General features: G+C 61.7%; 19 protein-coding genes. 10 read left to right on the top strand and 9 right to left on the bottom strand.

The genetic code is table 11. From position 1 onward, the window contains the following. The first annotated feature begins 268 nt into the window (after positions 1-268). A complete protein-coding gene (locus PP263_RS10530) occupies positions 269-1,039 on the top strand; it encodes a hypothetical protein (RefSeq protein ID WP_308368386.1) in 771 nt (256 codons plus the stop codon). Positions 1,040-1,092: 53 nt separating this feature from the next. Continuing rightward, positions 1,093-1,830 carry an MHYT domain-containing protein gene (locus tag PP263_RS10525; protein WP_308368385.1) on the top strand — a complete coding sequence of 246 codons (738 nt, stop codon included), beginning with the start codon at positions 1,093-1,095 and terminating at the stop codon, positions 1,828-1,830. A gap of 335 nt (positions 1,831-2,165) precedes the next feature. On the opposite strand, the gene gcvP is transcribed toward PP263_RS10525, so the two are convergent. Beyond that, the gene (gene gcvP / locus PP263_RS10520; protein ID WP_308368384.1) at positions 2,166-5,057 is read right to left on the bottom strand and encodes an aminomethyl-transferring glycine dehydrogenase; all 2,892 of its coding nucleotides are present in this window, start codon (positions 5,055-5,057) and stop codon (positions 2,166-2,168) included. Between the two features lie 531 nt (positions 5,058-5,588). On the opposite strand from gcvP, the gene PP263_RS10515 reads away from it, so the two are divergent. The 3 genes from PP263_RS10515 (at position 5,589) to PP263_RS10505 (ending at position 8,765) form a co-directional block, all read left to right on the top strand. Further along, positions 5,589-7,307 (top strand): GGDEF domain-containing protein, encoded by a 1,719-nt coding sequence (locus PP263_RS10515; RefSeq protein WP_308368383.1) that lies wholly within the window; start codon positions 5,589-5,591, stop codon positions 7,305-7,307. A 34-nt stretch (positions 7,308-7,341) separates the two neighbouring features. Beyond that, complete coding sequence (locus PP263_RS10510; protein WP_308368382.1) at positions 7,342-8,277, top strand: 1-phosphofructokinase family hexose kinase; 936 nt, start codon at positions 7,342-7,344, stop codon at positions 8,275-8,277. A 203-nt stretch (positions 8,278-8,480) separates the two neighbouring features. Next, positions 8,481-8,765, top strand: a complete 285-nt coding sequence (locus tag PP263_RS10505; RefSeq protein ID WP_308368381.1) for a hypothetical protein — start codon at positions 8,481-8,483, stop codon at positions 8,763-8,765. Positions 8,766-8,781: 16 nt separating this feature from the next. Here the strand turns inward: PP263_RS10505 and PP263_RS10500 are convergent, their stop codons facing one another. The 3 genes from PP263_RS10500 to PP263_RS10490 all read right to left on the bottom strand — a co-directional run bounded on the left by PP263_RS10500 (position 8,782) and on the right by PP263_RS10490 (position 12,665). Continuing rightward, entirely contained in the window at positions 8,782-9,681 is a 900-nt protein-coding gene (locus tag PP263_RS10500) for an SDR family oxidoreductase (protein WP_308368380.1), read from the bottom strand. Between the two features lie 107 nt (positions 9,682-9,788). Continuing rightward, a complete protein-coding gene (gene argS / locus PP263_RS10495) occupies positions 9,789-11,540 on the bottom strand; it encodes an arginine--tRNA ligase (protein ID WP_308368379.1) in 1,752 nt (583 codons plus the stop codon). A 75-nt stretch (positions 11,541-11,615) separates the two neighbouring features. Further along, positions 11,616-12,665 carry an endonuclease/exonuclease/phosphatase family protein gene (locus PP263_RS10490; RefSeq protein WP_308368378.1) on the bottom strand — a complete coding sequence of 350 codons (1,050 nt, stop codon included), beginning with the start codon at positions 12,663-12,665 and terminating at the stop codon, positions 11,616-11,618. Positions 12,666-13,242: 577 nt separating this feature from the next. Here PP263_RS10490 and sbcB point away from each other — a divergent pair. Together sbcB and PP263_RS10480 are read left to right on the top strand one after the other, a co-directional pair. Then, a complete protein-coding gene (gene sbcB / locus PP263_RS10485) occupies positions 13,243-14,670 on the top strand; it encodes an exodeoxyribonuclease I (protein WP_308368377.1) in 1,428 nt (475 codons plus the stop codon). Positions 14,671-14,857: 187 nt separating this feature from the next. Next, positions 14,858-15,874: an aspartate carbamoyltransferase gene (locus PP263_RS10480; RefSeq protein WP_308368376.1), complete on the top strand. Its 1,017-nt coding sequence runs from the start codon at positions 14,858-14,860 to the stop codon at positions 15,872-15,874. A gap of 48 nt (positions 15,875-15,922) precedes the next feature. On the opposite strand, the gene PP263_RS10475 is transcribed toward PP263_RS10480, so the two are convergent. Further along, entirely contained in the window at positions 15,923-17,929 is a 2,007-nt protein-coding gene (locus tag PP263_RS10475; protein ID WP_308368375.1) for an LTA synthase family protein, read from the bottom strand. A gap of 213 nt (positions 17,930-18,142) precedes the next feature. Between PP263_RS10475 and PP263_RS10470 the strand changes: the two genes are divergently transcribed. The 3 genes from PP263_RS10470 to PP263_RS10460 are packed head-to-tail and all read left to right on the top strand — an operon-like array spanning position 18,143 to position 20,981. Next, entirely contained in the window at positions 18,143-19,585 is a 1,443-nt protein-coding gene (locus PP263_RS10470) for a nodulation protein NfeD (RefSeq protein ID WP_308368374.1), read from the top strand. Between the two features lie 2 nt (positions 19,586-19,587). Then, on the top strand, positions 19,588-20,343 hold the full coding sequence (locus PP263_RS10465) for a slipin family protein (protein WP_308368373.1): 756 nt from the start codon (positions 19,588-19,590) through the stop codon (positions 20,341-20,343). After that, positions 20,343-20,981, top strand: coding sequence for a MarC family protein (locus PP263_RS10460; RefSeq protein ID WP_308368372.1), 639 nt, complete (start codon positions 20,343-20,345; stop codon positions 20,979-20,981). The genes PP263_RS10465 and PP263_RS10460 overlap by 1 nt, the downstream gene beginning before the upstream one ends. Before the next feature lie 268 nt (positions 20,982-21,249). Here PP263_RS10460 and PP263_RS10455 read toward each other — a convergent pair whose 3' ends face one another. The 4 genes from PP263_RS10455 to PP263_RS10440 all read right to left on the bottom strand — a co-directional run bounded on the left by PP263_RS10455 (position 21,250) and on the right by PP263_RS10440 (position 26,269). After that, positions 21,250-22,806: a sodium/sugar symporter gene (locus PP263_RS10455; protein WP_308368371.1), complete on the bottom strand. Its 1,557-nt coding sequence runs from the start codon at positions 22,804-22,806 to the stop codon at positions 21,250-21,252. Positions 22,807-22,951: 145 nt separating this feature from the next. Further along, positions 22,952-23,587 (bottom strand): 2-dehydro-3-deoxy-6-phosphogalactonate aldolase, encoded by a 636-nt coding sequence (locus tag PP263_RS10450; protein WP_308368370.1) that lies wholly within the window; start codon positions 23,585-23,587, stop codon positions 22,952-22,954. After that, positions 23,580-24,536, bottom strand: a complete 957-nt coding sequence (locus PP263_RS10445; RefSeq protein ID WP_308368368.1) for a 2-dehydro-3-deoxygalactonokinase — start codon at positions 24,534-24,536, stop codon at positions 23,580-23,582. Before PP263_RS10445 ends, PP263_RS10450 begins: the two co-directional genes overlap by 8 nt. Then, positions 24,536-26,269: an IlvD/Edd family dehydratase gene (locus PP263_RS10440; protein WP_308368367.1), complete on the bottom strand. Its 1,734-nt coding sequence runs from the start codon at positions 26,267-26,269 to the stop codon at positions 24,536-24,538. The genes PP263_RS10445 and PP263_RS10440 overlap by 1 nt, the downstream gene beginning before the upstream one ends. Positions 26,270-26,586 lie beyond the last annotated feature (317 nt).

Raw genomic sequence — 26,586 nt, 5'->3', positions numbered from 1 at the left:
TTGATGCCGTAGGGCTCCCGATTTTTAGAAACGCCCTATCACTATTCCCTCCTGACAATTTCTTTTTCCCTCCATTACCACTTCTGTGACCGATTGCACGGATCTCATTCTTGGCGAAGGATCTGGCGCCAATAACTTGTGAGGTGCGAAATTGGTGCTATGCATAGAAGAACTAAAAATACGTCTTCGGGACAGCAGTTCCCGGTTCCGTTGCTGCGTCGATAGCAAAACCAAATATCCGGTCAGGCCGATAAATATAAGGTAAACAATGGAAGTCGAATTTACCGTGTTGTCCGATCGTCGCGAGGGTTTGCTGCGCGAGCTGGGGAATCTGATTATCCAGAGCGGCTTTTCCCTGCTGCGACAGAGAATGTCCGTCCTCGATGGAGGTGTTGAACTCTGGCTGCGGGTCAGTGGCAGGGAGGAACGGTTGCTGGAGCTGGAGGAGCGGATGGGCTCCCATCCCATGGTGTTCAGCTTCGAGTCTGAGCACCAGGTGGCCTCCAACTCCCCCTCCACCACCCCGATGCAGATACCCCCGCGGCGTATCCCCCATCCGGTGGGCCGCAGCCTGAAGGACGGGATATGCAGCGCTCCGGCGGTGGGCCTGGTGGAGGCGGAGCTGCCCACTCTGGCGAAAGAATATCCGAGAATCTTCCCCCGCCTGCTGAGTATGCGCAACAAGCTCCCGGATGGGCAGAAAGGCGCGAGTATGGAATTCGCGGGCCGCCGGGTGGGGGTCTGGGTGTACAAACGGGATTATGCCCTGGGCGGCCGCCTGGATCTCGATAGCGCACTCAAGCAGATCGCCCTGCCGGCCATGCGCAATCTGCTCTCCGCCGACCTGAAGGGTCACGCGCTGCGCATTAAGAACAACCCTTTGTGCATACCCGGCAGCCGCTGTCGCAACGGGGATTTTTTCTGCGGTTTTCTGCAGGGAGTTTTGCAGGAATCGGGCGTGGAGGGGCAGGTGACTGTGCGGGAGGTCTGTTGCCGCAGCGATGGTGCGGAGGATTGTATTTTTGAGGTGATGAGTTGATTGGAAATATTTTTACATAAAGGCAGGTAAGCCGGGAAATCCGGGAGCAAACAATGTTCGGCCACTATAACCTCACATTAGTAGCCTTGTCTTATGTGATATCCGTTTTAGGCGCTTTTACGGCCCTGCAGCTGGCGATTGGCATACCCCAGGCACGGGGCGGCAGGGAAAAACGCAACGCAATTCTCGCAGCGGGTGCAGCCATGGGCGGTGGTGCGATCTGGGCCATGCACTTTATCGCCATGCTGGCTTATAAGATGGATATACCCGTCGCCTACGACGTATTGACTACTCTGGTATCCGCGTTGATTGCAATCGGCGCTTGCTCCATTGGGCTGGCCATTGCGGGACTCGGTGTGTTCAGCCTCGATAAACTGCTGCTCGCCGGCTTCTTTATGGGCTGCGGCGTGGCCGGTATGCACTACACCGGTATGGCGGCCATGCTGATGCCGGCGGAGGTTGGTTACGACCTGAACCTGCTGATCATCTCGGTGGTTATCGCGGTGATCGCATCCTCGGTGGCTCTGTGGATGGCTTTCCGTATGCGCGGTTCCTGGCAGATTTTCGGCAGCGCCACCATCGCCGGGGTGGCGGTCTGCGGTATGCACTACACCGGTATGGCGGCGGCGAGATACCAATATACGGGGGATATCCCCCCGGCCACCTTCCTCGGGTCCATGGGCGGAGATTATCTCGGCCTGTCCATTTTTATTATCAGCGTGGCCCTGCTGATGTTCTCCCTGCTGATTACCCAGGCCCGCCGCAGGCGGCGGGCGTCGCTGGCGATTTGATTGGCTGATGGTTCGTGGATAGAAAAAGGTCGGGGGTTTTCCCTAATGCTGTTCACTTAGGCGCGGTGCTTGATGCGAAGGCCCTGATGCCGGGTTCTACCTCGCGAGACTGTCTGCGAGAGGGACCTCGCAGACAAGCCTACAGGGATGTATTCACGGCGTGTCTCGCGAGGTAGAACCCGGTAGCAGGGCCGCCCCACTGGTCAGGAACTGGGTGATCCTGCTGCCGGAGGCTTTCTGCGGGATACGCTGTAGCGGCACAATTCTGCGAGTCCTTAGCGGGCCTGCGGCCCGCGTGCCGAGCTGGAGCTCGGTGGTCCCAGGGTGCCCCCGGCTTACTCCGCGTAGGCCTCGATCGGCGGGCAGGAGCACACCAGGTTGCGATCACCGTACACGTTGTCGATACGGTTGGACGCGGGCCACACCTTGTGCTCCTTCAGCCAGGCCGCCGGGCGTCCGGCCACGTCGCGGGAGTAGCCGTGGGTCCACTGGTCCGCCATCACGTCTTCGAGGGTGTGCGGCGCATTGCGCAGCGGGTTGTCCTCGGCGCTGTACTTGCCGCTCGCCACGTCCTCGACTTCCTGGCGGATGATTGCCATGGCCTCGACGAAGCGGTCCAGTTCCTCCTTGGATTCACTTTCGGTGGGTTCGATCATCAGGGTGCCGGCCACAGGGAAGGACATGGTGGGCGCGTGGAAGCCGAAGTCCATCAGACGTTTGGCGATGTCCTCTTCAGAAATACCACTGGCTTCCTTGAGTGGGCGCAGGTCCACCAGGCACTCGTGGGCGACGAAGCCGTTGCTGCCGGTGTACAGCAGCGAGTAGTCCTGGCTCAGGCACTTGGCCACATAGTTGGCGTTCAGGATTGCTATCTCGGTGGCCCGCTTCATCCCCTGTTTGCCCATCATGCGGATGTACATCCAGCTGATCGGCAGAATGCTGGCGGAACCCCAGGGGGCCGCGGAAATGGTGCCGTTGGCGGTGTCGGTATCCGGCACTTCGGTTACCGGGTGGCCGGCCAGGTAGGGCTTCAGGTGTTCGCCCACCGCGATCGGGCCCATGCCCGGGCCGCCGCCGCCGTGGGGAATGCAAAAGGTCTTGTGCAGGTTCAGATGTGATACGTCGCCGCCGAACTGGCCCGGGGCGGCCACGCCGATGAGTGCATTCATGTTGGCGCCATCAATGTAGACCTGGCCGCCGGCCTTGTGCACCAGCTCGCAGATCTCGCGGATACCTTCCTCGAATACCCCGTGGGTGGACGGGTAGGTGACCATCAGCGCGGCGATGCGGTCGCCGTGCTCTTCGATCTTCGCTTTCAGGTCGGCGATATCCACGTTGCCCTTATTATCGCAGGCAACCACGACCACTTTCATACTGACCATCATCGCCGAGGCCGGGTTGGTGCCGTGGGCGGAGGCGGGGATCAGGCAGATATCGCGCTGGGTTTCCCCCTTGGCCTCGAAGTATTTCTTGATCGCCACCAGGCCGGCGTACTCGCCCTGGGAGCCGGCGTTGGGCTGCAGGCTCACCGCGTCGTAGCCGGTACAGGCGGCCAGCATCTGCTGCAGTTGCGTGAACATTTCAGCGTAGCCCTGGGCCTGGTCGGCGGGGGCGAAGGGGTGCAGCTTGCCGAACTCCGGCCAGGTTACCGGGATCATTTCCGCGGTGGCGTTCAGCTTCATAGTGCAGGAGCCGAGCGGAATCATGGAGTGGTTCAGCGCAATGTCCCTGGACTCCAGGGACTTGAGGTAGCGCAGCATCTCGGTTTCCGAGTGGTAGCTGTTGAACACCGGGTGGGTCAGGAATTCGCTGTCGCGGGCCAGCGCGCCCGGCAGGCCCTTGGGGCCCTTGGCGGCGATCTCTCTGTCCAGTGCATGCAGATCCAGGCCGTGCGCGGCGCCGGTAAATGCATTGATGATGTCGGACACGTCCTGCAGTTTCGCGGTTTCGTGCAGGCTGATACTGAGGGCATCGTCTCCCACTTTGCGCAGGTTGATCTCTGCGTCCAGTGCGCGCTGATAGATTTCGCCCTGTTTGCCGCCGGTGGCGACGGTCAGGGTATCGAACCAACTGTCGTGAGTCAGGCTGAAGCCCTTCTTCTCCAGGCCGGTGGCGAGGATGTCGGCCAGGCGCTGGATGCGCATGGCGATGGTTTTCAGGCCCTCGGGGCCGTGGTAGACGGCGTAGAAAGCGCTCATCACCGCCAGCAGAACCTGGGAGGTACAAATGTTGGAATTGGCCTTCTCGCGGCGGATATGCTGCTCGCGGGTCTGCATGGCCATGCGCAGGGCGCGCTTGCCCTTGCTGTCCACGGAGACGCCGATGATGCGGCCGGGGGCGGAGCGCTTGTAGGCTTCGCGAAAGGCAAAGAAACCGGCGTGGGGGCCGCCGTAGCCCATGGGGATACCGAAGCGCTGGCTGCTGCCGACCACCACATCCGCGCCCATTTCGCCGGGCGCTTTCAGCGCCACCAGGCTCATCAGGTCCGCGGCCACGGTCACCAGGCCGCCGGCCTCGTGCACCCTGGCGATGATATCGGTCAGGTCGCGCACTGCGCCGGTTGAACCGGGGTACTGCAGCAGGGCGCCGAACAGTTCAGTGGGCAGGTCTTTTTCAACGTCGCCGATCCGGATTTCAAAGCCGAAGTGCTCGGCGCGGGTCCTGACCACGGCGATGGTCTGCGGGTGGCAGTCGGCGTCTACAAAAAAAACATTGGATTTGTTGCGCTTCACCTGGCGCTTGCACATGGCCATGGCTTCCGCGGCGGCGGTGCCTTCGTCGAGCATGGAGGCGTTGGCCAGTTCCATGCCGGTGAGGTCCATGATCATCTGTTGGAAGTTCAGCAGGCCCTCCAGGCGGCCCTGGGCGATTTCCGGCTGGTAGGGAGTGTAGGCGGTGTACCAGCCGGGATTTTCCAGCACGTTGCGCAGGATCACATTGGGCGTGACGGTGTCGTGGTAGCCCATACCGATAAAGGTGCGATAGATCCTGTTGCGCCGGGCCAGGGACTTCAGCTCCGCCAGGGCTTCCTCTTCGCCCGCCGCGTCCGCCAGGTCCAGCTCGTCGGTTTTGCGGATCGACGCCGGCACCGTTTTCTCGACCAACTCCTCCAGGCTGGAGACGCCGAGGGTTTCCAGCATTTCGCGGACCTGCGCCTGGTCCGGGCCGATATGGCGGCGGATAAAGGCGTCGTGCTGTTCCAACTGCTGGAGAGATGGCTGGGTCATAGCTAGAAAACCAGAGGCTAGTAGTGAGAAAGGCGCGCATCTTAGCAATCGCAAGCATTGTCGGCAATCAATGTGCAGAGTGCGATTGACGTGCTATTTTATGCCATAAATTGTGAAGTAAATCCTGCTGCGGAACGTTTGGCGCTATTTTATCCTAACCGGCTGAGCGGCCCTGAGTTGCCTTACCGGACTTCTACCATACTCGGGAAGCCGCCCATCGGGGCTGTTGTCTCAATCCATTCACTCTGATCCACTGCGGGACCTGTGGCACGCGGTGGACCGCGTCGGGACCCGGGACTCCGCGGAGCAGCGCACCCGCGACGTTGCGCCATGACCACGATAACCCACTGGATGGCCGCCTTGGAGTACCATGGCGTGGACGGCACGCCTGGTTGTCGCTGGCGGACAACCGGGAAGTCGGTGAACTGGAGAAGCGGTGAGGAATGCTGGCGGCGCTGATAAATTACCGGTTTTAACGCTGGGCCAGGACCGACAGTGGGATATCAGTAAATCTGGAGTTGCAAAGGAAACATGCGATTACACAGTCTGCGGGTAAAGGCCAGTATTTTTTCACTGCTGCTAGTGGTGGCCATGTGCCTGTTTTTTATTCTGCTGGGCAACGGCAACCTGTACTCCCTGCTGGAAAAAAACCGCAACAACCGCTACCTCACCTATCAGTACCAGATCTCCGGGCTGCTCAACCAATCCCGCGAGGATCTGATCCAGCTTGCGGACCTGATCGTCCTGTGGCGGGGCGGCACGTCCGCCAGCCCGGAAATTTTGCGAGGACTATTCGATCGCCAGTGGGAATACCTGCAGATCAGCTGGGGGCTGGAATCCCTCAAGTTGTACACCGACGACGAGCAGCCGCCATTTACCTGGGGCAAGTCCACCCGGCGCCTGACCGCGGCGCAGGTTCGCGAGGTAATCATCAGCGGCCAGCCACTGGAGAGCGTGCGCTGCACCAAAACCTGCGTACAGAGCCTGGCGGTGCCAGTGATCGCCGGCGACAATACCGACTACGTGCTGCAGGTGGACCGGTCCCTGGCCGGCGAACTGCTCTCGTTCCGGGAAATCACCGGTTCGGATATCGGCATCCTTTCGGCTGAACAGAGTGCTTCCGCCTTCCACACCAGCGATTACCTGGACGCCTGGAACCGGGAAGTGATCGCGCTCACATCGAGGGAAATGCTGATGCCACTGCTGCGCCAGGTGGCTGCGGAGGAGACGGAAATGCCGGGCCTGAATTTTTCCGGAACCTATTTGTTCGAAAATAACAGTTTTGACGTGAAAACCATTCCGGTGATCAACGGCGACGAGAAGGGCGCGCATTTCGTAATTATCGACAACGTCTCCGATCAGGTGGGCCATATTGAAGACTCGCTGAAGCTACTGTTGCTGTTATCGGTACTGGGCGCCTTTGTTTTTATCGGTGCGGTCACCGGCATGCTGTGGCGGCCGATCTTCCGCCTGCGCCGGCTGGCGGAGGCACTGCCCCTGTTGAGCGACGGCAAGTTCGATGCGGCGCGCGACCTGATCCGGCCTGTATCCAAGCGCCTTTCCCACTACGACGAACTCGATGTGCTCGATGCCACCGGCTTGGCAGTATGCGATCAGCTGGAGGTGATGAAGGAGATAGTGTCACAGAACACTGCGGAGCTGGAGCGCATAGCCATGTACGACACGCTCACCGGCCTCGCCAACCGGCACAACATTGTCGAGGAGCTGAAAAAATACCTGCACGATGGCGAGTTCGGCGAAGGCACCGGCTATTTGTTTTTCGTCGACCTGGATGACTTCAAGCAGGTGAACGACTCCCTCGGGCACCAGGGCGGCGATGATCTGCTGCGGGTGATTGCGCAGCGGCTGGTCAGTGTGATGCGCTTTGGTGATATCGTTGCGCGGCTGGGGGGCGACGAATTCTGCGTATTCGTGCGCTCCCTGAGCGATGCGGGCAGTTATCGCACACTGGCGGAAAAAATGCTGAGCATCGCAGGAGAGCCGGTAAAAATCGGCGATGAAATGGTGGCAGTCACCCTGAGTATCGGCGTGGTGGCCATTCCCCAGCACGGCAGTACCCTGGAGGCAATTTTGCAAAAAGCGGATATCGCGATGTATCACGCCAAATACCGGGGCAAGAACAATTACCAGCTTTACTCCGACGACCTGGCGGGGGTGGAGCAGTTGTCGAACAGTGTCGAAGAGATAGAGGCGCTGGAGTTGGCGGCAAATGCAGACCACCACGGCTGACACGTCTTCCTCCTGGCCAACGTGAGAGTGTTTGATGATCTGGACGCTGACCATGAACCCGGCACTGGACGTGGCGTTCACCGTGCCGGAACTCAAAATCCACAGCAAACTGCGCTGCAAAAAGGTGCGCACCACCCCCGGTGGCGGAGGTATCAATTGCAGCCGTGCCATTGTAAACCTCGGAGGTGAATCTGCTGCTCTGTTCTGCTCCGGGGGCGATGTGGACGGGTCTATGGAGCATCGCCTGAAGGCACTTGGCGTCAAGACGGTGCGGGTGAATATCGAAGGCGATACCCGCCTCAGTTTGCTCGTGAATCCCGAGGATGAGGAAGGGGAATACCGGTTTATTTTGCCCGGACCGGAGTTGAGCGAAAAGGAGTGGCGAAGTGCCCTCGAAAAGCTCGAGGAAGTTCTGGAGAAAGACGCGCTGCTGATGGCCAGCGGCAGTTTGCCTCCGGGGGTTCCGGAGGACTTCTACGCTCGGGTGGCCGCGGTGGCAAATCGCCGGGGTGCGCGATTGTTTCTCGACGGGCCGTCCGCCGCCGTGCGCAAGGCCCTGGCGGAAGAGCAGCTCTTCGCCATCAAACCCAACGCGAAGGAGTGGGGCCGAATCCGCGATTGCGGAACCAGCCGCCGGAATTTGATCGAGGAAGCTGAAACGGCAGTGCGCAAGGAGCGGCGGGTGGAAATCATACTGCTGTCCCTGGGCAGTGAAGGCGCAGTATGCGTGACCCGGGACGGCAGCGAATATATCGAGTCTCCCCCGGTGGACCTTGTCGATACAACGGGTGCGGGGGACAGCATGTTCGGCGCCTTTGCCCTGGCCATCGACAGGGGAAAATCGCTGAAGGAAGCCGCCCGTTACGCAGTGGCGGCGGGCGCGGCCACTGTGGAGAGGTACGGCAGTGAACTCTGCACTCCCGAGGGCGTGGACAAAATGCTCGACAAGATGCGCGGTCAAAAAGAATGATGCGGTAGTCCGTGCGCTGCAATCCAGGAATCTTCCAACACTGTCTGCGGGCAGCTGTCGCAGCTTCTCACTTCGTTTCCACACACCCAGCCAGTCGCTGGGCTATGTTTACAGGTACCCCAAATGAAGTTGCGTTTTGGGTAAACAAGGAGAAATTCAATAACCGGAATTGTTAGCCGCCAGGGATGCGGAAGAAGCTTGTCATGGCGCAGAGGATTTATACCGCCAGCGATCAGTTGTTAGTCAGTCACCTGTATACATTGCTGGAAAAGGCGGGAATTTCCGCCCTCACGCAGAAGTCTGCGGTCGATGTCCCGTCAGGGGAAAGCGGTCCGCTGGTCTGGCATTCGGAGCTGTGGATCATGAAAGACTGCGAGCTGGCCATTGCGCAGCTGTTGCTGGAGCAGGCACTGGCCAGCGAGCTGAGGGATCTTCCGCATAAGGACCTTGCCGGGACTTCCTTTTCCCCACCGGCGGAAATCGCCTGACGGCGATTTTCTGCCCCTATTTTCCCCACCCTGAATTCAGAAAAGGTTTCAAATGGCGTGCCAGCTGGGTTTCCAGCGGTTCTCCGCCGGCAATGCCCATTTGCACCAGCCGCGATTTGTCCAACAGGCAGTTGTAGGGGCGCGGTTCGGCGAACCGGGGTTCCGGGTCGGCGCTCAGATGGGCGGCGTCGAGCCCGCAGGCGCGGGCGACGATATGAGCGAGTTCATAACGGGTGCAGGGGGTATCGCCGCTCCAGTGGTAGATGCCGGAAAATCGCGTCCCCGCGGCGGCCTTCTGCAGGCACTGCTCCAATACCCGCGCCACATCCTCCACACTGGTGGGGAAGCGGATGGCCCAGTGGTCCAGGGTTGCCGGCTTGTTGCTGGCGACGGTTTCCAGCAGCGCGGTGACGCCGGACTCGTGCAGGTGGGTCACAGGGCCGTACAGCCAGGGCAGGCGCAGCACCCAGTGATCGCCGTTTTCCAGTACCGCCTGCTCGCCGGCCAGTTTGCTGCGGCCGTAGAAGTTGACCGGGTTGGGCGTGTCGTCGACAGAGTAGGGCGGGGCGCTGCCGTCGAACACGTAGTCGGTGGAGATATACACCAGCTGCGCGCCGGCCTGACTGCAGAGCTGCGCCAGCTGTTGCGTGCTGCGTACGTTGAGCTGCCAGGCGTCATCGGGGTTTTCGGCGCAGCGGTCCGGCCAGCGCTCGGCGGCGCAGTGGATCACCACCCGCGGCTGAATTTCGCGCAGGGTTTTGCGCAACGCTTCGTCGTCGGTAAGGTCCAGTTTCAGCAGCCGCTCGCCGGCGCGGGAAAAGGCGGTGCCGGTTGCGGAAAAATCCGGGCTGGCATCCAGTCGTTTGAAGACGCTGCGCCCGAGGAGGCCGGAGGCGCCGGTAATCAGGATTTTCACAATTCAGCCTTTGGTGTGGCGGACCTTTGGCCCGCAAGCCGAGCTGGGGCTCGGCGTTCCCGGGAGCGCCGAGCCCCAGCTCGGCTTGCGGCGCATCGCGCCGCTCGTTACATCTGCTCCAGCACCTCGATACCCAGCAGATCCAGCCCGGTGGCGATGGTGCGAGCCACCAGGTCGCACAGCTGCAGGCGACTCTGCTTCTGCTCCTCCGGCACGCCCTCCCTCAGCACCGGGCAGGCCTCGTAGAAAACCATATAGGCGCTGGCCAGCTCGTACAGGTAGGTGCAGAGCACGTGCGGGAAGGTGTCTTTGGCCACCTGGTCCAGCACTTCGCCGAACTGACACAGCTTGATCGCCAGGGCGCGCTCTTCGGGAGTGCCCAACTGGATCTCGCTTTTGAGTTCGCCCGGCTGGATACCGGCACGGCGGAAGATGCTGCGCACGCGGGTGTAGGCGTACTGCAGGTAGGGCGCGGTGTTGCCCTCGAAGCTGAGCATGGCGTCCCAACTGAATACATAGTCGTTGGTGCGGGTCTTGCTCAGGTCCGCGTACTTCACCGCGCCGATGCCCACCTTGCGCGCGATTTCCGCGCAGGTGTCCGCATCCAGGTCCGGGTTCTTTTCCGCCACCAGTTTTTCCGCGCGCTCCACCGCTTCGTCCAGCAGAGCGGACAGTTTTACCGTACCACCGGTGCGGGTTTTGAACGGCTTGCCGTCGTTGCCCATCATGGTGCCGAAGGCGCAGTGTTCCAGGGAGACGGATTCCGGCAGGAAACCGGCCTTGCGCGCGGCGGTAAAGGCCTGCTGCAGGTGCAGGGACTGGCGCGTGTCCACCACAATGAGGATTCGGTCTGCCTTGAGCTTGTTGGCGCGGTAGCGGATGGCGGCCAGGTCTGTAGTGGCGTAGAGGTAACCGCCGCCCTTCTTCTGGATGATCATCGGGCTGGGGTTGCCTTCCTTGTCCGCCATCTCCTCCAGGAAGACGACGATGGCGCCCTGGTCCTCGACGGCGATGCCGCGCTCCAGCAGCTCCTTTACCAGTACCGGCAGGTCGTCGTTGTACTGGCTCTCGCCGTAGACATCGCTGCGCTTCAGGGTGACGTTGAGTTTCTCGTAGATCTCCTCGCTGTGGCTGATGGAGACATCGATAAACTGCTGCCACAGCTTCAGGCATTCCGGGTCGCCGCCCTGCAGTTTTACCACATATTCCCGCGCGCGGTCGGCGAAGCCGGCTTCCTCGTCGAAGCGGATCTTGGCCTCGCGATAGAAGACTTCCAGGTCCGCCAGGGCCACCTCGGCATTCTCGCTTTGCAGCTGGTCGGAGAGGTGCGCCAGCAGCATGCCGAACTGGGTGCCCCAGTCGCCCATATGGTTCTGGCGGATCACCTTGTGGCCCTGGAATTCCAGCAGCCGCGCCAGGGCGTCGCCGATAATGGTGGAGCGCAGGTGGCCGACGTGCATTTCCTTGGCCAGGTTGGGGGAGGAGTAGTCGATCACCACCGTCTGCGGCTCTGCGGCCGGGGCGATATTCAGGCGCCCGCTCTGTTCCGCGGCGGCCAGGCTCCGGGCCAGCCAGGATTCACTCAGGTGGATATTGATAAAGCCGGGGCCGGCGATCTCCACCTTTTCAATCATCTCGCCCTTGTCCAGCTGTCCGACGATGCGGCCGGCCAGTTCCCGGGGGTTGGTGCCCATGCGCTTGGCGGCGGCCATGGCGCCGTTGGCCTGGTAGTCGCCAAAGCCCGCTTTTTTCGCCGGCGCCACTCGAGCCTGCGCAACCACAGGGCCGCAGTCTTCGGGAATACCGGCGGCGAGCATGGCGGCCTGGAATTTGTCGGTGAGCAACTGGCGAATATTCATAGGTGGGGACTGCTGTGGTTTTTGGGGGAAACGCGGGATTTTAATGGGCAGGGGCGGCTTTGCAACCGCCCTGCCTTAAGTGTCCCGTCTCTTGAGCTTTTCATTTGCCCATTGGCGGTCCTCTTCTTCCGCCTCCAGTCCGTCGTCTTCGTCCCGGGAGTTGGGTTGCAGTACCAGGGCGAACAGCAGGGCAAAATGATCGGAGCCGAAAGGTGGCAGGCGGGTCATTTCCCCCAGGGTGAAGTGGTGGCTGTGGAATACATGGTCCAGCGGCCAGCGCAGGAACCAGTATTTGGTGTGGAACGTATTGAACATGCCCCTCCCCACCCGGGGGTCGAGCAGGTCACTGATCTTGCGGAACAGGCGAGTGGTATCCGACCAGGCCACATCGTTGAGGTCGCCGGTCACCACCACGGGCATTTTGCTGCCGGCCACCCTGCGGGCCACGAGTATCAGTTCGGCATCCCGCTCGGAGGATTCCTCGTTATCCACCGGGCTGGGGGGAGCGGGGTGCACGAAGTGCAGCCATACCCGGTGGCCGGACGGCAGAGTGGCCACGGCCTGCATGGAGGGCACATCTTTCTCCACCAGGAATTCCGTCGCACAGTCGGACAGCGGCAGTTGCGAGTAGACGTGCATGCCGTACCGGTTCTCCTGCGGGCACTTGATGGTGTAGGGGTAGTCCGCCTCGAGCTCGTCCAGCCTCTCCTGCCACCAGTGGTCCGATTCCAGGGTGACGAGAATATCCGGCCGGTGCTGCCGCACCAGCCGGAGCAGGGCCGCGGCGTTGCGGTTGGAGGCGAGCACGTTGGCGGTGATAAAGCTCAGCCGGTCTCCCCCGTCCCCGGCGGAGTCCACTTCCACGGGAAAGAGCCGGCTGTAGGGAGTGATCCACCACGCCTGGTATCCCGCGCAGGCCAGCACCACCGCGATTGCGAGCCAGGTGCCCGGTTTCGACAGGTCCAGCAGAATCAATTGAAGCGCCAGCACAACCAGCGCCAGCAGGAACAGCTGCAGGCGGGGAAAATCGAGAACCCGGATCCACCAGGCCTCGAAATGCCACACGGGGAGAAGGGTCAGGGCGGCCACGGCAAAGGTTGCCGCCAGTATCCAGTAGTCAGCCATGGGCTCGATATCCCGGGGCAGGTTTTTAGTGTGGTGTAAGGTACTAATTGTGTATATCAGAGCCCCCCAAATTGTTCACAGTTAGGCGCCGCTCGCAGGGAATGGCGCGCCCTTTTCAAGAGCGGCAACGCAGCTGTGGACGATTTGGGGGGCTCCCTTCGGGCGGGCCGCTAAGCAGCCATCTGCGGCGTTGCATTTGCTTGACGTAGAACAGCTACGCCAGCGCAAATGCGCCTTGCATCTGGCCGCTTAGCGGCCCGCTGATATACACAATTAGTACCTTACACCACACTAGATCGCCGGTTTGCCCCTCACTGTGCCGTCCGGCGCTGAAGCTCCTCCATGGACAGGTCCTCAATATGGGTGGCCAGGAACCAGACGTGACCGAAGGGGTCCTCCAGGATGCCGGTGCGGTCACCGTAGAATTGAATCCGCGGGCGGACGCTTGGTTTTGGCCCCGGCTTCCACCGCCCGCGCGAAAATATTGTCCACGTCCTTTACGTATAGCAGCAGACCCGTCCCGGGGGGCTCCGCGCTCCCGGCGATGCTATGATGCGCCCAAAAAACAGGGGGACCCGTGAGCGACACCACACTCTACTGGCACGACTACGAAACCTGGGGCACCAATCCGGCTGCGGACAAGCCGTCCCAGTTCGCCGGCATTCGCACCGACGAGGATCTCAATATCACCGGCGAGCCGCTGATGCTCTACTGCCGCCCCGCCGACGACTGCCTGCCCCAGCCCATGGCCAGCCTGGTCACCGGCATCAGCCCCCAGCGCGCCCTGGCCGAGGGGGTGCCCGAGATCGAATTTATCCAGCGCGTCCTCGCCGAACTTGGGGCGCCCGGCACCTGCGGCGTGGGCTACAACAGCCTGCGCTTCGACGATGAGGTGACCCGCCACACCCTCTACCGCAACCTGTTCGACCCCTACGAGCGCGAGTGGCGCTCCGGCAACAGCCGCTGGGACATTATCGATATGGTCCGCCTCACCTACGCGCTGCGCCCCCAGGGTATCCGGTGGCCGGAGCGGGAGGCGGGCGTGCCGTCGTTCAGGCTGGAAGAACTGACCGCCGCCAACGGCATTGCTCACGAGGGGGCTCACGATGCGCTCTCCGACGTGCGCGCCACCATCGACATGGCGCGCCTGGTGCGCGACAGGCAGCCCAGACTGTACGACTACGTCTACCGGCTGCGGCGCAAGCAGGAGGCCGGCGGGCTGATCGACCTGCGCAACCGCAAGCCGCTGTTGCATATCTCCGGCAAGGTGCCCGCGTCCCAGGGGCATCTCACCTATATCGTTCCGCTGGCCGCGCACCCGGTAAACCGCAACGCGGTGATCGCCGCCAACCTGGCCATGGACCCGGAGCCGCTGCTCAGCCTGGATGCGGAAACCCTGCGCGAACGCCTCTATACCGCCCGCGACGACCTGGCCGAGAGCGAACTGCCGGTGGGCCTGAAATTGATCCACCTGAACCGCTGCCCGGTGCTGGCGCCGGCCAAAATGCTCGAGGACAAACGCGCGGCGGAACTGGGAATCGACAAGGCAGCCTGTGAGGCCAACTGGTACAGGCTGCGGGATGCCGACCTGACGGAGAAACTGCACAGGGTTTATCTCGACAGCGATTTTCCCCCGCGGGATGTGGAGGCCAGCCTCTACGACGGCTTTCTCAACGACGCCGACCGCGATCTCTGCCGCCAACTCCACCGCACCCTGGCCGAGCGCGGCTCGGGGACACTGGCCGGCGACATCCCCTTCGCCGACAGGCGCCTGCCGGAACTGCTGTTCCGCCTGCGCGCGCGCAACTTTCCCGACACCTTATCGACGGAGGAGCGGCAGCGCTGGCAGGAGTGGCGCTACCGCCGCCTGACCGACCCGGCGGCCGGTGCCAGCATTACCCTGGAGGCCTACTTCGAGCAGATCGCCGGCCTGCGCGAGCAGTTTCCGGAGAAAACGGAACTCCTCGATCAACTGGAAAGTTGGGGCGATAGCCTATTGGCCTGAGGTGGTGGACGAATCCCTTGTAGGAGCGGCCCATGGCCGCGATCCGATCTGTCTTCGTAGTAGATAACGATCGCGGCCAGCGGCCGCTCCTACAATTTGATATCTGGGATGGGAGCTGCGGGGTTTTCCAGTAGAATGCAGCCCCGGTAAAGACTCGCGCCCAAAAGGCGCACTAAGTGGAGTAGCAATGGACTTTATCGGAGCCAATATCCTCTCTGTCAGCCAGTTCGAACGGGTCGATATCGACCGCGTTTTCGAAGTGGCGGACGCCATGGGCCCCTACGCGCGCCGGGAGAAGGTCACCCGGGTGCTGGAGGGGGCCATCCTCGGCAATATGTTTCTCGAACCCAGCACCCGCACTCGCCTCAGTTTCGGTGCCGCCTTCAACCTGCTCGGCGGCACCGTGCGCGAAACGGTGGGCATCAGCGCCAGTGCCATGGCCAAGGGCGAGTCCCTCTACGACACCGCGCGGGTGCTGTCCGGATACAGTGATGTCATTTGCATGCGCCATCCACAGGAGGGCTCTGTGGCCGAGTTCGCCGCCGCCAGCCGGGTGCCGGTGGTCAACGGCGGCGACGGCGCCAACGAACATCCCACCCAGGCGCTGCTGGACCTCTACACCATCCGCAAGGAACTGGAGGGACACGGGCGCTCCCTGGACGAATTCCGCATTGCGATGATCGGCGACCTCAAGCACGGGCGTACGGTGCATTCCCTGTGCAAGCTGCTGTGCCTGTTCGGCAGGGTCCAGGTGGCGCTGGTATCGCCGCCGGAGCTGGCGATGCCGGAGGAGATCGTGGAGCGGCTGCGCAGGGCGGGGCACCAGGTGACCGTGACCGATCAACTGGAGAGCGCTATCGCCCACGTGGATATCGTCTACTCCACGCGCATCCAGGAGGAGCGCTTCGCCTCCCAGGAGGAGGCGGACCGCTACCGCGGCCGCTTCCGCTTGAACCGGGATATCTTCACCCGCCACGCGGAACCCAACACGGTGATCATGCATCCCCTGCCGCGGGATTCCCGCGCCGAGGCCAACGAGCTGGACATCGATCTGAACGAACATCCCAGCCTGGCCATTTTCCGCCAGACCGACAACGGTCTGCTGGTGCGCATGGCGCTGTTCGCGCTGCTGCTGGGAGTGGAGGACAAGGTGGACCATTACGCCCACGCGGTGCGCTGGCACAGCCGTCGGCATCCCGTATAGCCGGGAGCGCCGAGCCCGCGCCGCGCTGAAAGCCCTGGAGCGATAAATCTACTTTGCCGCCTCGATCTTGTGGCGCCCCTGCTGCTGGCCGCCGCCGGCCATCTGCGGTTCGGCCGGCAAGCGGTAGAGCCGCTCCTTGTAGCTGAGCGGTCCCCAGAGGGAGTGGGCCATGGCCTCGTCGACAAACGACTGTTCTTCCTCCGTCGCCTCCAGCTCGCCGTTTTGGTAGCGATACTGGGACGGCGCTTTGCCGCGCTCGAAGATCACCACTTTATCCCCCTCCATATACGCCTGGGTGGCGTTGTACTGCATCATCGCCCGGCCCGGGGTGCCCGCCAGCTCCGGGCGCAGCAGGTCGTGGCCGATGGCCGGATGCTCCGCACTCAGGCCCATCAGCGAGAGCAGGGTGGGCAGCATATCGATCTGGCTGGCCACCCGCTTGTAGCGCATCGGCTCGACGTCGGCGCCGAGAATCAGCCCGGGAATATGGAAGTGTTCGATGGGCACAAGGGAGGCGCCGCGCACCCGGGCGTCGTGGTCGGCGATCACCAGGAATAGGGTGTCTTTCCAGTAATTGGACTGCTTCGCGCGCCGGAAAAACTGGCCCATGGCGTAGTCGGCGTATTTGACCGTGTTGTTTTCCGTGGCTTTCTGCGCATCGTAGAGTTCGATGCGGCCGTCGGGGAATTCGAACGGCGAGTGGTTGGAGGAGGTGAATACCAGGCTGAAGAAGGGCTTGTCCCCCTGTTTTTCGAATTCCTCGTGGGCGCGGGCGAACAGGTCTTCATCGGAGGCGCCCCAGGAGCCTTCGAATACCGGGTTTGCAAAGTCGTTTTCGTCCACGATGCGCTCGAAGCCATTGGCAACGAAGAAGCGCGCCATGTTGTCGAAATGGGATTCGCCACCGTAGATAAAGCTGGTGTCGTAGCCCCGCCTGGACAGCAGCTCCGCGATGGTGAAGAAGTCGCGTTGCGAGCGCCCCAACTTGACCACGCTGCGCGCCGGGGTGGGGGTGAAGCCCGTGATCACCGCCTCGATGCCGCGCACCGAGCGGGTGCCGGTGGCGTAGAGGTTTTCAAACCAGATGCCCTCGTCCGCCAGCGCATCCAGCTCGGGGGTGAGGGGCCGGCCGCCCAGGGCACCCACGAACTGCGCGCCCATGCTCTCCTGCAGGATGATCACCAGATTGAGGGGTTTGTCTCTCTGTTTCAGCGGCTGCTGTCGGTGCAGGGTGGGTAATTGCTCGCTGGTGAAGCTGTCTGCGGGCAGCCGCATATTCTCTCGTACCAGCCGCACTACCTGTTCCCGTGGCATTTCCCCATACACTGCCTTGCCCTTCTCGTCCCGTCGCGCCTCGTAGATGGCGTACAGCAGGCTGTAGGTGGAGTTCAGGGCCAGGTCGTTGACCATCAGGTCCTCGGATACGGCGACGGTGCTGGGGTTGACCGGGCGGTGGTCCAGGGTGGAGCGAACGCCCAGGGCACCGACTACCAGCACCAGCGGTAGCATCCACAGGACCGAGAGGGGGCTGGTGGTGCTGTCGCTCCGCACGCGGCGGAGAGAGCGGTAGACCAGGGTCACCGCGAGGGGAATGACCACCGCGGCCAGCAGGATCGGCAACTTGTAAGCCTTCCACAGCATCGACGCCACTTCTTGCGGATAGCGCAGGTATTCCACGAACAGGATATTCGGGCGCAGGTCGTACTGGTCGATGAACGACGGTGTGGCCATCTCCATATACAGCAGAAAGCCGAAGCAGGCGCTCAGGTAGATGGTCAGCAGCTTCTGCCAGAGGGCGTTACTGCGCGGGTGCAGCGCCAGCAGCGGAGTGGCCAGCGCCGGCAGCAGCAACAGCAGCGAACAGGCGACAATATCGAAGCGCAATCCCTGCAGCAGCAGGAAGCCGGTAATGCCCTGTTCACCCACCCGCGGCCACTGCCAGGTGATCAGACCCAGGCGGGCGATGGAGAGCAGCGCCAGGCCGATCAGCAGGAACAGAAAAAACGGCTGCAGGCAGCGGATACCGGCGGTCGGGTGGGTAAGTTGGCGTTTCATAGAAGGCTCAGGGTCATCAATCGTTGCTATTTCGCTCCCATCCCTGAGCAACTGGCCGGAAACTTAGCACAGACAGATTGGTTAACAAATAGCCTCCATCGCGCTTTTGTGACCCAGGTCAGGGATTGGGTATATCGGGCGCCTCTCTGGCAAGCGGGGTGTTTTCTGTTAACCTGCGGGTACTGCCACTCACTTTGCATCGGGATTGGTGCCATGTCGAAGCGGTTACTGGGATGTCGATCGGCCTCGTGGCTGGCGGGGGCGGCCCTGCTGTTGCTGAACGGCCTGCTGCTGTCGGTCTGCGCTATGGCCCAGGAGACGCCGGAAGGCCGGAAGAAGGTGAACGGCGCCCACGTGGCGGAGTTCTCCATCGATGGCCCAATAGGGCCTGCCACAACCGACTACCTGGTGCGCGCCATGGAGGAGGCGGAAGAGGACGGCGCACAGCTGTTCGTGATCACCATGGACACCCCCGGCGGCCTGGATGCCGCCACCCGCGACATCATCAAGCATATTCTCGCCTCCAGTATTCCTGTTGCCACCTATGTCCATCCCGCCGGCGCGCGCGCCGCCAGTGCCGGCACCTATATCCTCTACGCCAGCCAGATCGCCGCCATGACCCCGTCCACCACCCTGGGCGCCGCAACCCCGGTGCAGATGGGCGGTGCGCCCGGGCAGCAGCCGCCCGGCGAAAGCCCGCAGAAAGATGAGGGCGCGGAAGAGGAGGGCAAAGAGGGAGAGAAAAAGCCGCAGCCCTCCGGCGATGCCATGGAGCGCAAGGTCACCAATGATGCGGTCGCCTTTATTCGCGGCCTCGCCAACCGCCACGGACGCAACGCCGATTGGGCGGAAAAGGCGGTGCGCGAGGCGGCCACCCTCACCGCCGGCGAGGCGCTGGAGATGAATGTGATCGATATAGTGGCCAAGGACCAGGGCGACCTGCTGCGGCAGGCCGCCGGGCGCAAGGTGGTGCTGGAGAGCGGTGAATTTACCATCCCCGACAATATCGCCGAGCTGCCGCGGCAGAGCTACGAGCCGGACTGGCGCAACAAACTGCTGGCGCTGATCACCAATCCCCAGGTGGCCTATATTCTGTTGTTGATCGGTATCTACGGCCTGATCTTCGAGGGCTACAACCCCGGCGCCCTCGTGCCCGGCATTGTCGGTGTCATCTGCCTGCTGCTGGCCTTCTACGCGCTGCAGGTGCTGCCGATCAACTACGCGGGGCTGGCGCTGATTATCCTCGGCGCGTTGCTGATCGTGGCGGAAGTGTTTATGCCCAGTTTCGGCGCCCTTGGAATTGGCGGCGTAATCGCGCTGGTGATCGGTTCGGTGATGCTGATCGACACCGATGTTCCCGGCATGCGGGTGTCGCGCCAGTTGATCGGTGCCATCGCCGGGGTCAGCGGGCTGGCAATGCTGGGGCTGCTGATGGCGGTGGGGCGCAGCTTTCGCAAACCGCGCATTCCCCCTGACCAGGCCCTGGTGGGGCGCAGTGCGGTGGTGACTTCCCTGCAGGAAGACTTAGTGCTGGTGCATTTGAATGGAGAGATCTGGCGCGCCCGCTGTGACCAGCCGCTGCAGCTGGGACAGCGGGTTACGGTGGTGGCACAGAAGGGTTTGACTTTGACGGTGGAACCGGAGAAAGGAGAATAACGATGTTCAGTTACTTTATCGGACTGTTGATCGCGGCAGTCGTACTGCTGGTGATGTACGCCATCCGCATCATGCGCGAGTACGAACGCGCGGTGGTGTTTTTTCTCGGCCGCTTCCAGGCGGTGAAGGGTCCGGGGCTGATCATCATCATCCCGGTGATCCAGACCATGGAGCGGGTGGACCTGCGCGTGGTGGTGATGGATGTGCCCACCCAGGATGTAATCAGCCGGGACAACGTCTCGGTGAAGGTCAACGCGGTGGTCTACTACCGGGTGGTGGACCCGCAGTCGGCGATCATCAATGTGGAGCAGTACCACGAGGCGGTCAGCCAGCTGTCGCAGACCACCTTGCGTTCGGTGCTGGGCAAGCACGAGCTGGACGAGATGCTGTCGGAGCGGGACAAGCTCAATATCGATATCCAGAAGATTCTCGATGAGCAGACCGACGCCTGGGGTGTGAAGGTCACCAATGTGGAAATCAAGCACATCGACCTGGACGAGAGCATGATCCGCGCCATCGCCCGCCAGGCGGAGGCGGAGCGCTCCCGTCGCGCCAAGGTGATCCACGCAGAGGGCGAGGCCCAGGCGGCGATGAAGCTCACCGAAGCCGCGGAAGAGTTGTCCAAAAATCCCAACGCCATCACCCTGCGCTATATGCAGACACTGATCGACGTGGCCGGGGAAAAGAACTCAACCATCGTATTCCCGCTGCCGCTGGACCTGATCCGGCCGCTGCTCAAACAGGCTGAAGGAAAATAATGAATCTGGATTGGGAGCAGTTTGCCAACTCCTTTTTGTTGCTCTTGGTACTGCTGAATCCGTTCATTATGAGCATCTACCTGCTGGATCTGGTCAAGCGGGTGGAGCTCAGGCTTTTCACCCAGCTGATCGTGCGCGCTTTCCTGATCAGCCTGTTGGTTTTTCTGCTGTTCGCCTGGTTCGGCGAGCGGATTTTCGACAATCTGTTCCAGGTGCGCTTCCTGGCCTTTATGATCTTTGGCGGAATGACTTTCCTGATTATCGGAACCCGCCTGATCCTGGGCATGGGGCCGCCGGTGGATGTCATGAGTACGCAGTCCCGAGAAGTGGCCGGGGCCATCGCCATGCCGTTTATCGTCGGTCCGGGCACTATCAGCGCCTCGGTGATCGCCGGCAGCCGTGTCGGCGCCCCCGCTGCCTCCCTCGCCATAACACTGGCCATAGTCGTCGCTGCCATTTCCATGATCCTGCTGAAAATTCTCCACGACTGGGTGCAGACCCGCCACGAGCGCTACGTGGAGCGTTACGTGGAAATCGCCGGACGCATCACCGCACTGTTCACCGGTTCCTTTGCGGTGGATATGATTTTGAAAGGGGTGGAGCGGTGGCTGTTTCTGCTTCAGCAGGGAGGTCTGTAAGAGCCTGTTCATAATCTTGCACTTCTCAGCGGGACCGGGTGGGATGGCCCTTTGCGGGACACGCTGTGAATACATCCCTGTACGCTCGTAATCGGCATCCCTGCCTCATACGGTCCCGCAAAGGGCCATCCCACCCGGTCTGCCAACTTCATCAGGAGATTATGAACAGGCTCTAAGGGCGGCCCCGCGTTTACCCTGGGCAAAAAAAAGCCCCTGCTGGCAGGGGCTGAAAGATGCGCTTACAGCGATGGGGGTTTCCCTGTGGCCCTTACCACCAGGTGTAGTAGAGGGCGACGAGAATAAGACTGATGCACAGTGCGGAAAGGTTGAAGCCGCTGCTGGTGGAGTAGTCCACCGAGCCTGTTTCGATGGCTTTGGGATTTTTCTCCTTTCCCGCCACCAGCATGCCGAGCAGCAGGCAGGCGACGAATATCAGCCCCACCCGATCCATAAACGGCAGTTCCGGCCAGAAGATACGAGCCAATGCCGACAGCACTACGGAACCGATACCCGCAACCAGTGCCGACAGGGCGTTGGCCTTTTTATAGAAAAATCCGAGCAGGAAAATGGCCACCACGCCGGGGGTGAAGAAGCCGGTGAATTCCTGGATATACTGGAAAGCCTGGTCGAGCTTGCCGAGCAGCGGCTCGGCGATCACCATCGCCACCACCATCGCGGTCAGTGCGGCGGTGCGGCCGACCAGCACCAGGTGTTTTTCACTGCGTTGGGTCCCGGCCAGTTGGCGGTAGATATCCATGGTGAAAATGGTGGACACGCTGTTGGCCATGGAACTCAGGGACGAGGCGATGGCGGCAACCAGCGCGGCGAAGGTAAGCCCCAGCAGTCCGGCGGGAACCAGTTTCATCATTTCCGGGTAGGCCTGGTCCGGCTTCTCCAGGTTGGGTACCAGTACCAGCGCGGCGATGCCTGGCAGTACCACCAGTATCGGCATCAGCAGTTTGAGGAAGGCGGCCAGGGCTATGCCCTTTTGCGCCTCGCGGAGGCTTTTCGCGGCCAGCGTCCGCTGTGTGATGTACTGATTGAAGCCCCAGTAGGACAGGTTCATCACCCAAAGGCCACCGATCAGCACGGAGATTCCCGGCAGGCTGACATAATCTTTGTGCTCCGGGGAGAGAATCATGTCGAAACTCTGCGGTACCCGTTCCAGCAATATACCGAAACCGGCGAACACCCCCTGGCCATCGGCAATGGTATCCAGGGCCAGGTAGGTGACCATCAGGCCGCCGAATACCAGCAGCGTCACCTGGATGATATCGGTAAACGCCACCGCCTTGAGACCGCCATAAAGGGAGTAGGCGGCGGAAAAAACGGCCAGGAACAGCATGCCGTAGAACATCTCCACACCGGTAATCGTCTTGATCGCCAGCGCGCCCAGGTAGAGTACCGCGGTGAGGTTGACGAAGGTGTAGACGGCGAGCCAGAAGAAAGCCATTACCAGTTGCACCCGGTGGTCGAAGCGCTGCTCCAGGAACTGGGGCATGGTATAGATTTTCTGTTCCAGAAAGGTGGGCAGGAAATACTTGCCGATAATGATCAGCGTGATGGCTGCCATCCACTCGTAGGAGGCGATGGCGAGGCCGATGGCGTAACCTGAACCGGTCATGCCGATGATCTGCTCGGCGGAAATGTTCGAGGCGATCAGTGAAGTGCCTACGGCCCACCAGGGCAGCGCATTGCTCGCCAGAAAATAGTCGGAAGTGTTGCGCTGGTGGCCGGCCTTCTCCCGGGATATCCACCAGGCGAAGCCCAGAAGCAGAATACAGTAGCCGGCGAATACCGCCAGGTCCAGACTTGTCATCGCCATGATTTACCTCGTTATTATGTAATTGCTCTATCTATTATTTGTTCAGTCAGCCGTAGGATGGGCAAAGGAGCGCAGCGACGTGCCCATCAATTGGCGCCGGGTGATGGGCACGACCGCTTCGCGGTCTTTTGCCCATCCTACGGTTCTATTTGAATTCTAAAAATTTTCGGATATAGCGTTCCGCCAATTCCGCCACCTCCTCCGCCGTTCGTCCCGGCTTATAGAGATCTCCACCGATGCCAAAGCCGTGGACGCCCGCGCGGAGGAAGTCCGCCATATTGTCCAGATGCACCCCGCCCACCGCGAGCAGGCGGATTTCCGGCGGCAGCACCGCCTTGAGATGTTTTACGTATTCCGGCCCCAGGTGGGCGGCGGGAAAGAGTTTCAAATATTCTGTACCCGCCTCTATGGCGGCGAAGGCTTCGGTGGGAGTCTGGATGCCGGGCATCACGGTCATTCCCTGCTCGAGACTGCGGCGGATCACCCGCGGGTTGCAGTTCGGCGAAACAATCAGGCGCGCACCTGTCGCGGCCACTTCCTCCGCCTGCCGCTCAGTGGTCACCGTGCCCGCACCACAGCAGGCGCGATCGCCGAAGTGCTCCACCAGTTTGGCGATGGTGTCCAGCGGGTCCGGTGAATTGAGTGGAACTTCGATATAGCGGAAACCCGCCTGGTAAATCGCCTCGGCGACAGGAACTATTTCCGCGGTGGTGATGCCGCGCAGGATGGCCACCATCGGCAGGTGCGGCGCACCCGTTGCCACGATCGGTTGTTCAGTCATGTTTTCTGCTCTGTTGATAGAGTTGCCGCAGACCGTTCAGCGCCAGGTCTGCGCCCTCGTATTGGCGGCTGCCGATACCCCGGTGGGCCAGGGCCCGCTGGTAGAGTTCGGTGATGTGCAGGTCGCCGATCAGGTGGACCGTCGAATCCGCGCCGGGGGCAGCGGATGCCAGGTCGAGGCGCGCGCGGATCTCGCTGCCGATCAGCAGCCCTGACAAATAGGCCGCGGCTTCGGAAGACGGCAGCCGCTGGTCCAGTACGCGGGTTCGTGCGGAGAAGAGATTGAAAACAAGGTCGGGGTTTTCGTCACTGGTGGCGACTCCCGAATCGAATGCCTCGCGGGAGAACTTCTGGTCGCCCTGCACCAGCACGCTGTGATTGCTGAGCAGCGCGTAGAGTTCCCCGGTGATAGCGGTGCTGAATTGCTGCACCTCGCCCTTCTCAATGTTCACCCACTTTGCATGGGTGCCCGGCAGACACAGCCAGCTCGACCGGCGCTCCTCTTCCGAGGCCTGCGCCAGCCAGCCGACAATCTGTGTTTCCTCGCCGCGCATCACTTCCAGTTCGCCACCGGCGGTGCGTGTGCTGAGACCGGGAACTATACGGGCATTGAGGTCCGCATTTTCCAACGGCGCCAGGGAGGCGGCCAGTTGCTGGGGGTCCACCGGGCACGGCTGGTAGGGCACATTCTGCAGGCCGATGGTGGAGCCGACCATTCCGCAGAGAATGACAGGCAGTGTCCGTGCGCGGCCGGGCAATTTGGCAATTTCCCCGAGCAGAAAGGGCAGAAGCTCTTCCCGGCGCATCTGCCCCACGCCGCGGCCGGAAACCCGCTGTTCCAGTAATCGCCCTTCGCCGTCGAGGAGGGAGAGGCGGAAGCTGCTGGTGCCCCAGTCCACCGCCACCAATTCGCCGGTATCGCTTGAAATATTTCCCGTTGGGTTGTTCATCAGTGGGATTCTCTGGAAACTTCGTCGCCGGAACCGCCGACCAGAAAGTCCAGGTCGGCTCCTTTATCCGCCTGCAATACTGTGTCCACATACAGCTTGGCGTAACCGCGCTGGTAGGGCGATTCCGGTTTGTTGTTCAGCCACTCGGCCAGTCGCGCCTGTAGTTCCTCGTCGGAGATTTTCAGGTTCAGGCTGCGCGCCTCGCCGTCGAATTCGATCAGGTCGCCGTCGCGCACCACTGCCAGCGGCCCGCCGGCGTGGGCTTCCGGTGCCACGTGCAGGATCACCGAGCCGAAGGCGGTACCGCTCATGCGCGCGTCGGAGATGCGCAGCATGTCTTTTACCCCTTTTTCCAGCAGCTTTTTTGGCAGGGCCATGTTCCCCACTTCCGGCATACCCGGATAGCCTTTGGGGCCGCAGCCCTTGAGCACCATGATGCAGCTCTCGTCGATATCCAGCTCCGGCAGGTCCTTGCGCGCGTGGTAGTCCTCGATAGATTCGAACACCACCGCGCGGCCGGTGTGCTTGAGCAGTTCAGGGGAAGCGGCGTTGGGCTTGATGATGGCGCCCTGGGGGCAGAGGTTGCCGCGCAGCACCCAGATGCCGGAGTTGTCCCGCACCGGGTTGTCGAGGTTGCGGATCACCTCGTCGTTATAGCACTCGGCGGATTCGATCTGCTCGCCCAGGGTCACGCCGCTGACGGTGGTGGCGCCCAGTTCCAGGTGGGGGGCGATCTTCTTCATCACCGCGGGCAGGCCGCCGGCGTAATGGTAGTCTTCCATCAGGAAGCGGCCGGAGGGCATCAGGTCGACGATCAGCGGCAGGTCGCGGCTGTAGCGGTCGAAGTCCTCCAGTTCCAGCTCGACCTCCAGGCGCCCGGCGATGGCCAGCAGGTGCATCACCGAGTTGGTGGAGCCGCCCACGGCGGCGTTGACCTTGATGGCGTTGATCAGGGATTCCTTGGTAACGATATCCCGGATGCGGATATCCTCTTCCACCAGACGTACTATCTCGCGCCCGCTCATATGCGCCAGCGCCTGGCGCCGCGCATCCACCGCCGGCAGCGAACCGTTGTATGGCAGGCACAGGCCCATGGCCTCCACCAGGTTGGAGACGGTGGAGGCGGTGCCCATAGTCATGCATACGCCTCGGGAGCGGGACATGCCGCTCTCCGCGGCAATAAAGTCCTCCACGGGCATTTCCCCGGCGCGCACCGCCTCGGAGAACTTCCACACGTCGGTGCCGGAACCGATATCGCGCCCGCGGAACTTGCCGTTGAGCATGGGGCCGGAGGAGACCACGATGGTCGGCAGGTTGACGCTGGCCGCGCCCATCAGCTGCCCCGGGGTGGTCTTGTCGCAGCCGCCGAGCAGCACCACGCCGTCGATGGGATTGCCGCGGATGGATTCCTCCACGTCCATCGCCAGCAGGTTGCGGAACAGCATGGCGGTGGGGCGCATCTGGGTCTCGCCGAGGCTGGTCACCGGAAATTCCAGCGGTACCCCGCCGGCCTCCCAGATGCCGCGCTTGACGTATTCCGCCAGCTCGCGCAGGCCCGAGTTGCAGGGGGTGATTTCCGACCAGGTGTTGCAGAGGCCGATGATGGGACGGCCGTCGAAACAGTGGTCCGGGTAGCCCTGTGCCTTCATCCAGGAGCGGTGGATAAAGCCGTCCTTGTCCAGCTTGCCGTAGCTCAGCTGGCTGCGGCGTTTGGGTTTTTTGTTGTCGCTCATGAAAACTGGCTCAATTGTGGCGGAGAGTCACGGTTCTCCGGCTCGGTGACTGTTCTATTTTTTTATATGATAAATATGCCTTTTGCAAATGGCAAGGTATGATTTGCTTTTTGCTCGGGGGATTTTGGTACCGCTCCCATGGAGCGAGTTTGCCGCAAATATATATTATAAATAAGACTATATACAGTATGCGAATTGCGTCGAGCCGGGAGCGGCAGCTCATCCGAATTTCACTGGGGTGAGACAGGGTCGGCGAGGCGCTGCAGATGATTGAGGGCAGAATCGCCGAGACTGCTTGATTACCATCAATTTGGGTG

The organism is Microbulbifer sp. TB1203, assembly GCF_030997045.1.
GTDB lineage: Bacteria > Pseudomonadota > Gammaproteobacteria > Pseudomonadales > Cellvibrionaceae > Microbulbifer.
Note: the sequence above shows the minus strand (reverse complement) of the source record. Positions and strands in the feature narration are given on the sequence as shown.

What these genes read in the sequence shown, in the direction of transcription:
- PP263_RS10530 (WP_308368386.1), top strand. Translation starts at nt 269, where the DNA reads ATGGAAGTCGAATTTACCGTGTTGTCCGATCGTCGCGAGGGTTTGCTG.
- PP263_RS10525 (WP_308368385.1), top strand. Translation starts at nt 1,093, where the DNA reads ATGTTCGGCCACTATAACCTCACATTAGTAGCCTTGTCTTATGTGATA.
- gcvP (WP_308368384.1), bottom strand. Translation starts at nt 5,057, where the DNA reads ATGACCCAGCCATCTCTCCAGCAGTTGGAACAGCACGACGCCTTTATC.
- PP263_RS10515 (WP_308368383.1), top strand. Translation starts at nt 5,589, where the DNA reads ATGCGATTACACAGTCTGCGGGTAAAGGCCAGTATTTTTTCACTGCTG.
- PP263_RS10510 (WP_308368382.1), top strand. Translation starts at nt 7,342, where the DNA reads ATGATCTGGACGCTGACCATGAACCCGGCACTGGACGTGGCGTTCACC.
- PP263_RS10505 (WP_308368381.1), top strand. Translation starts at nt 8,481, where the DNA reads ATGGCGCAGAGGATTTATACCGCCAGCGATCAGTTGTTAGTCAGTCAC.
- argS (WP_308368379.1), bottom strand. Translation starts at nt 11,540, where the DNA reads ATGAATATTCGCCAGTTGCTCACCGACAAATTCCAGGCCGCCATGCTC.
- PP263_RS10490 (WP_308368378.1), bottom strand. Translation starts at nt 12,665, where the DNA reads ATGGCTGACTACTGGATACTGGCGGCAACCTTTGCCGTGGCCGCCCTG.
- PP263_RS10480 (WP_308368376.1), top strand. Translation starts at nt 14,858, where the DNA reads ATGGACTTTATCGGAGCCAATATCCTCTCTGTCAGCCAGTTCGAACGG.
- PP263_RS10475 (WP_308368375.1), bottom strand. Translation starts at nt 17,929, where the DNA reads ATGAAACGCCAACTTACCCACCCGACCGCCGGTATCCGCTGCCTGCAG.
- PP263_RS10470 (WP_308368374.1), top strand. Translation starts at nt 18,143, where the DNA reads ATGTCGAAGCGGTTACTGGGATGTCGATCGGCCTCGTGGCTGGCGGGG.
- PP263_RS10465 (WP_308368373.1), top strand. Translation starts at nt 19,588, where the DNA reads ATGTTCAGTTACTTTATCGGACTGTTGATCGCGGCAGTCGTACTGCTG.
- PP263_RS10460 (WP_308368372.1), top strand. Translation starts at nt 20,343, where the DNA reads ATGAATCTGGATTGGGAGCAGTTTGCCAACTCCTTTTTGTTGCTCTTG.
- PP263_RS10455 (WP_308368371.1), bottom strand. Translation starts at nt 22,806, where the DNA reads ATGGCGATGACAAGTCTGGACCTGGCGGTATTCGCCGGCTACTGTATT.
- PP263_RS10450 (WP_308368370.1), bottom strand. Translation starts at nt 23,587, where the DNA reads ATGACTGAACAACCGATCGTGGCAACGGGTGCGCCGCACCTGCCGATG.
- PP263_RS10445 (WP_308368368.1), bottom strand. Translation starts at nt 24,536, where the DNA reads ATGAACAACCCAACGGGAAATATTTCAAGCGATACCGGCGAATTGGTG.
- PP263_RS10440 (WP_308368367.1), bottom strand. Translation starts at nt 26,269, where the DNA reads ATGAGCGACAACAAAAAACCCAAACGCCGCAGCCAGCTGAGCTACGGC.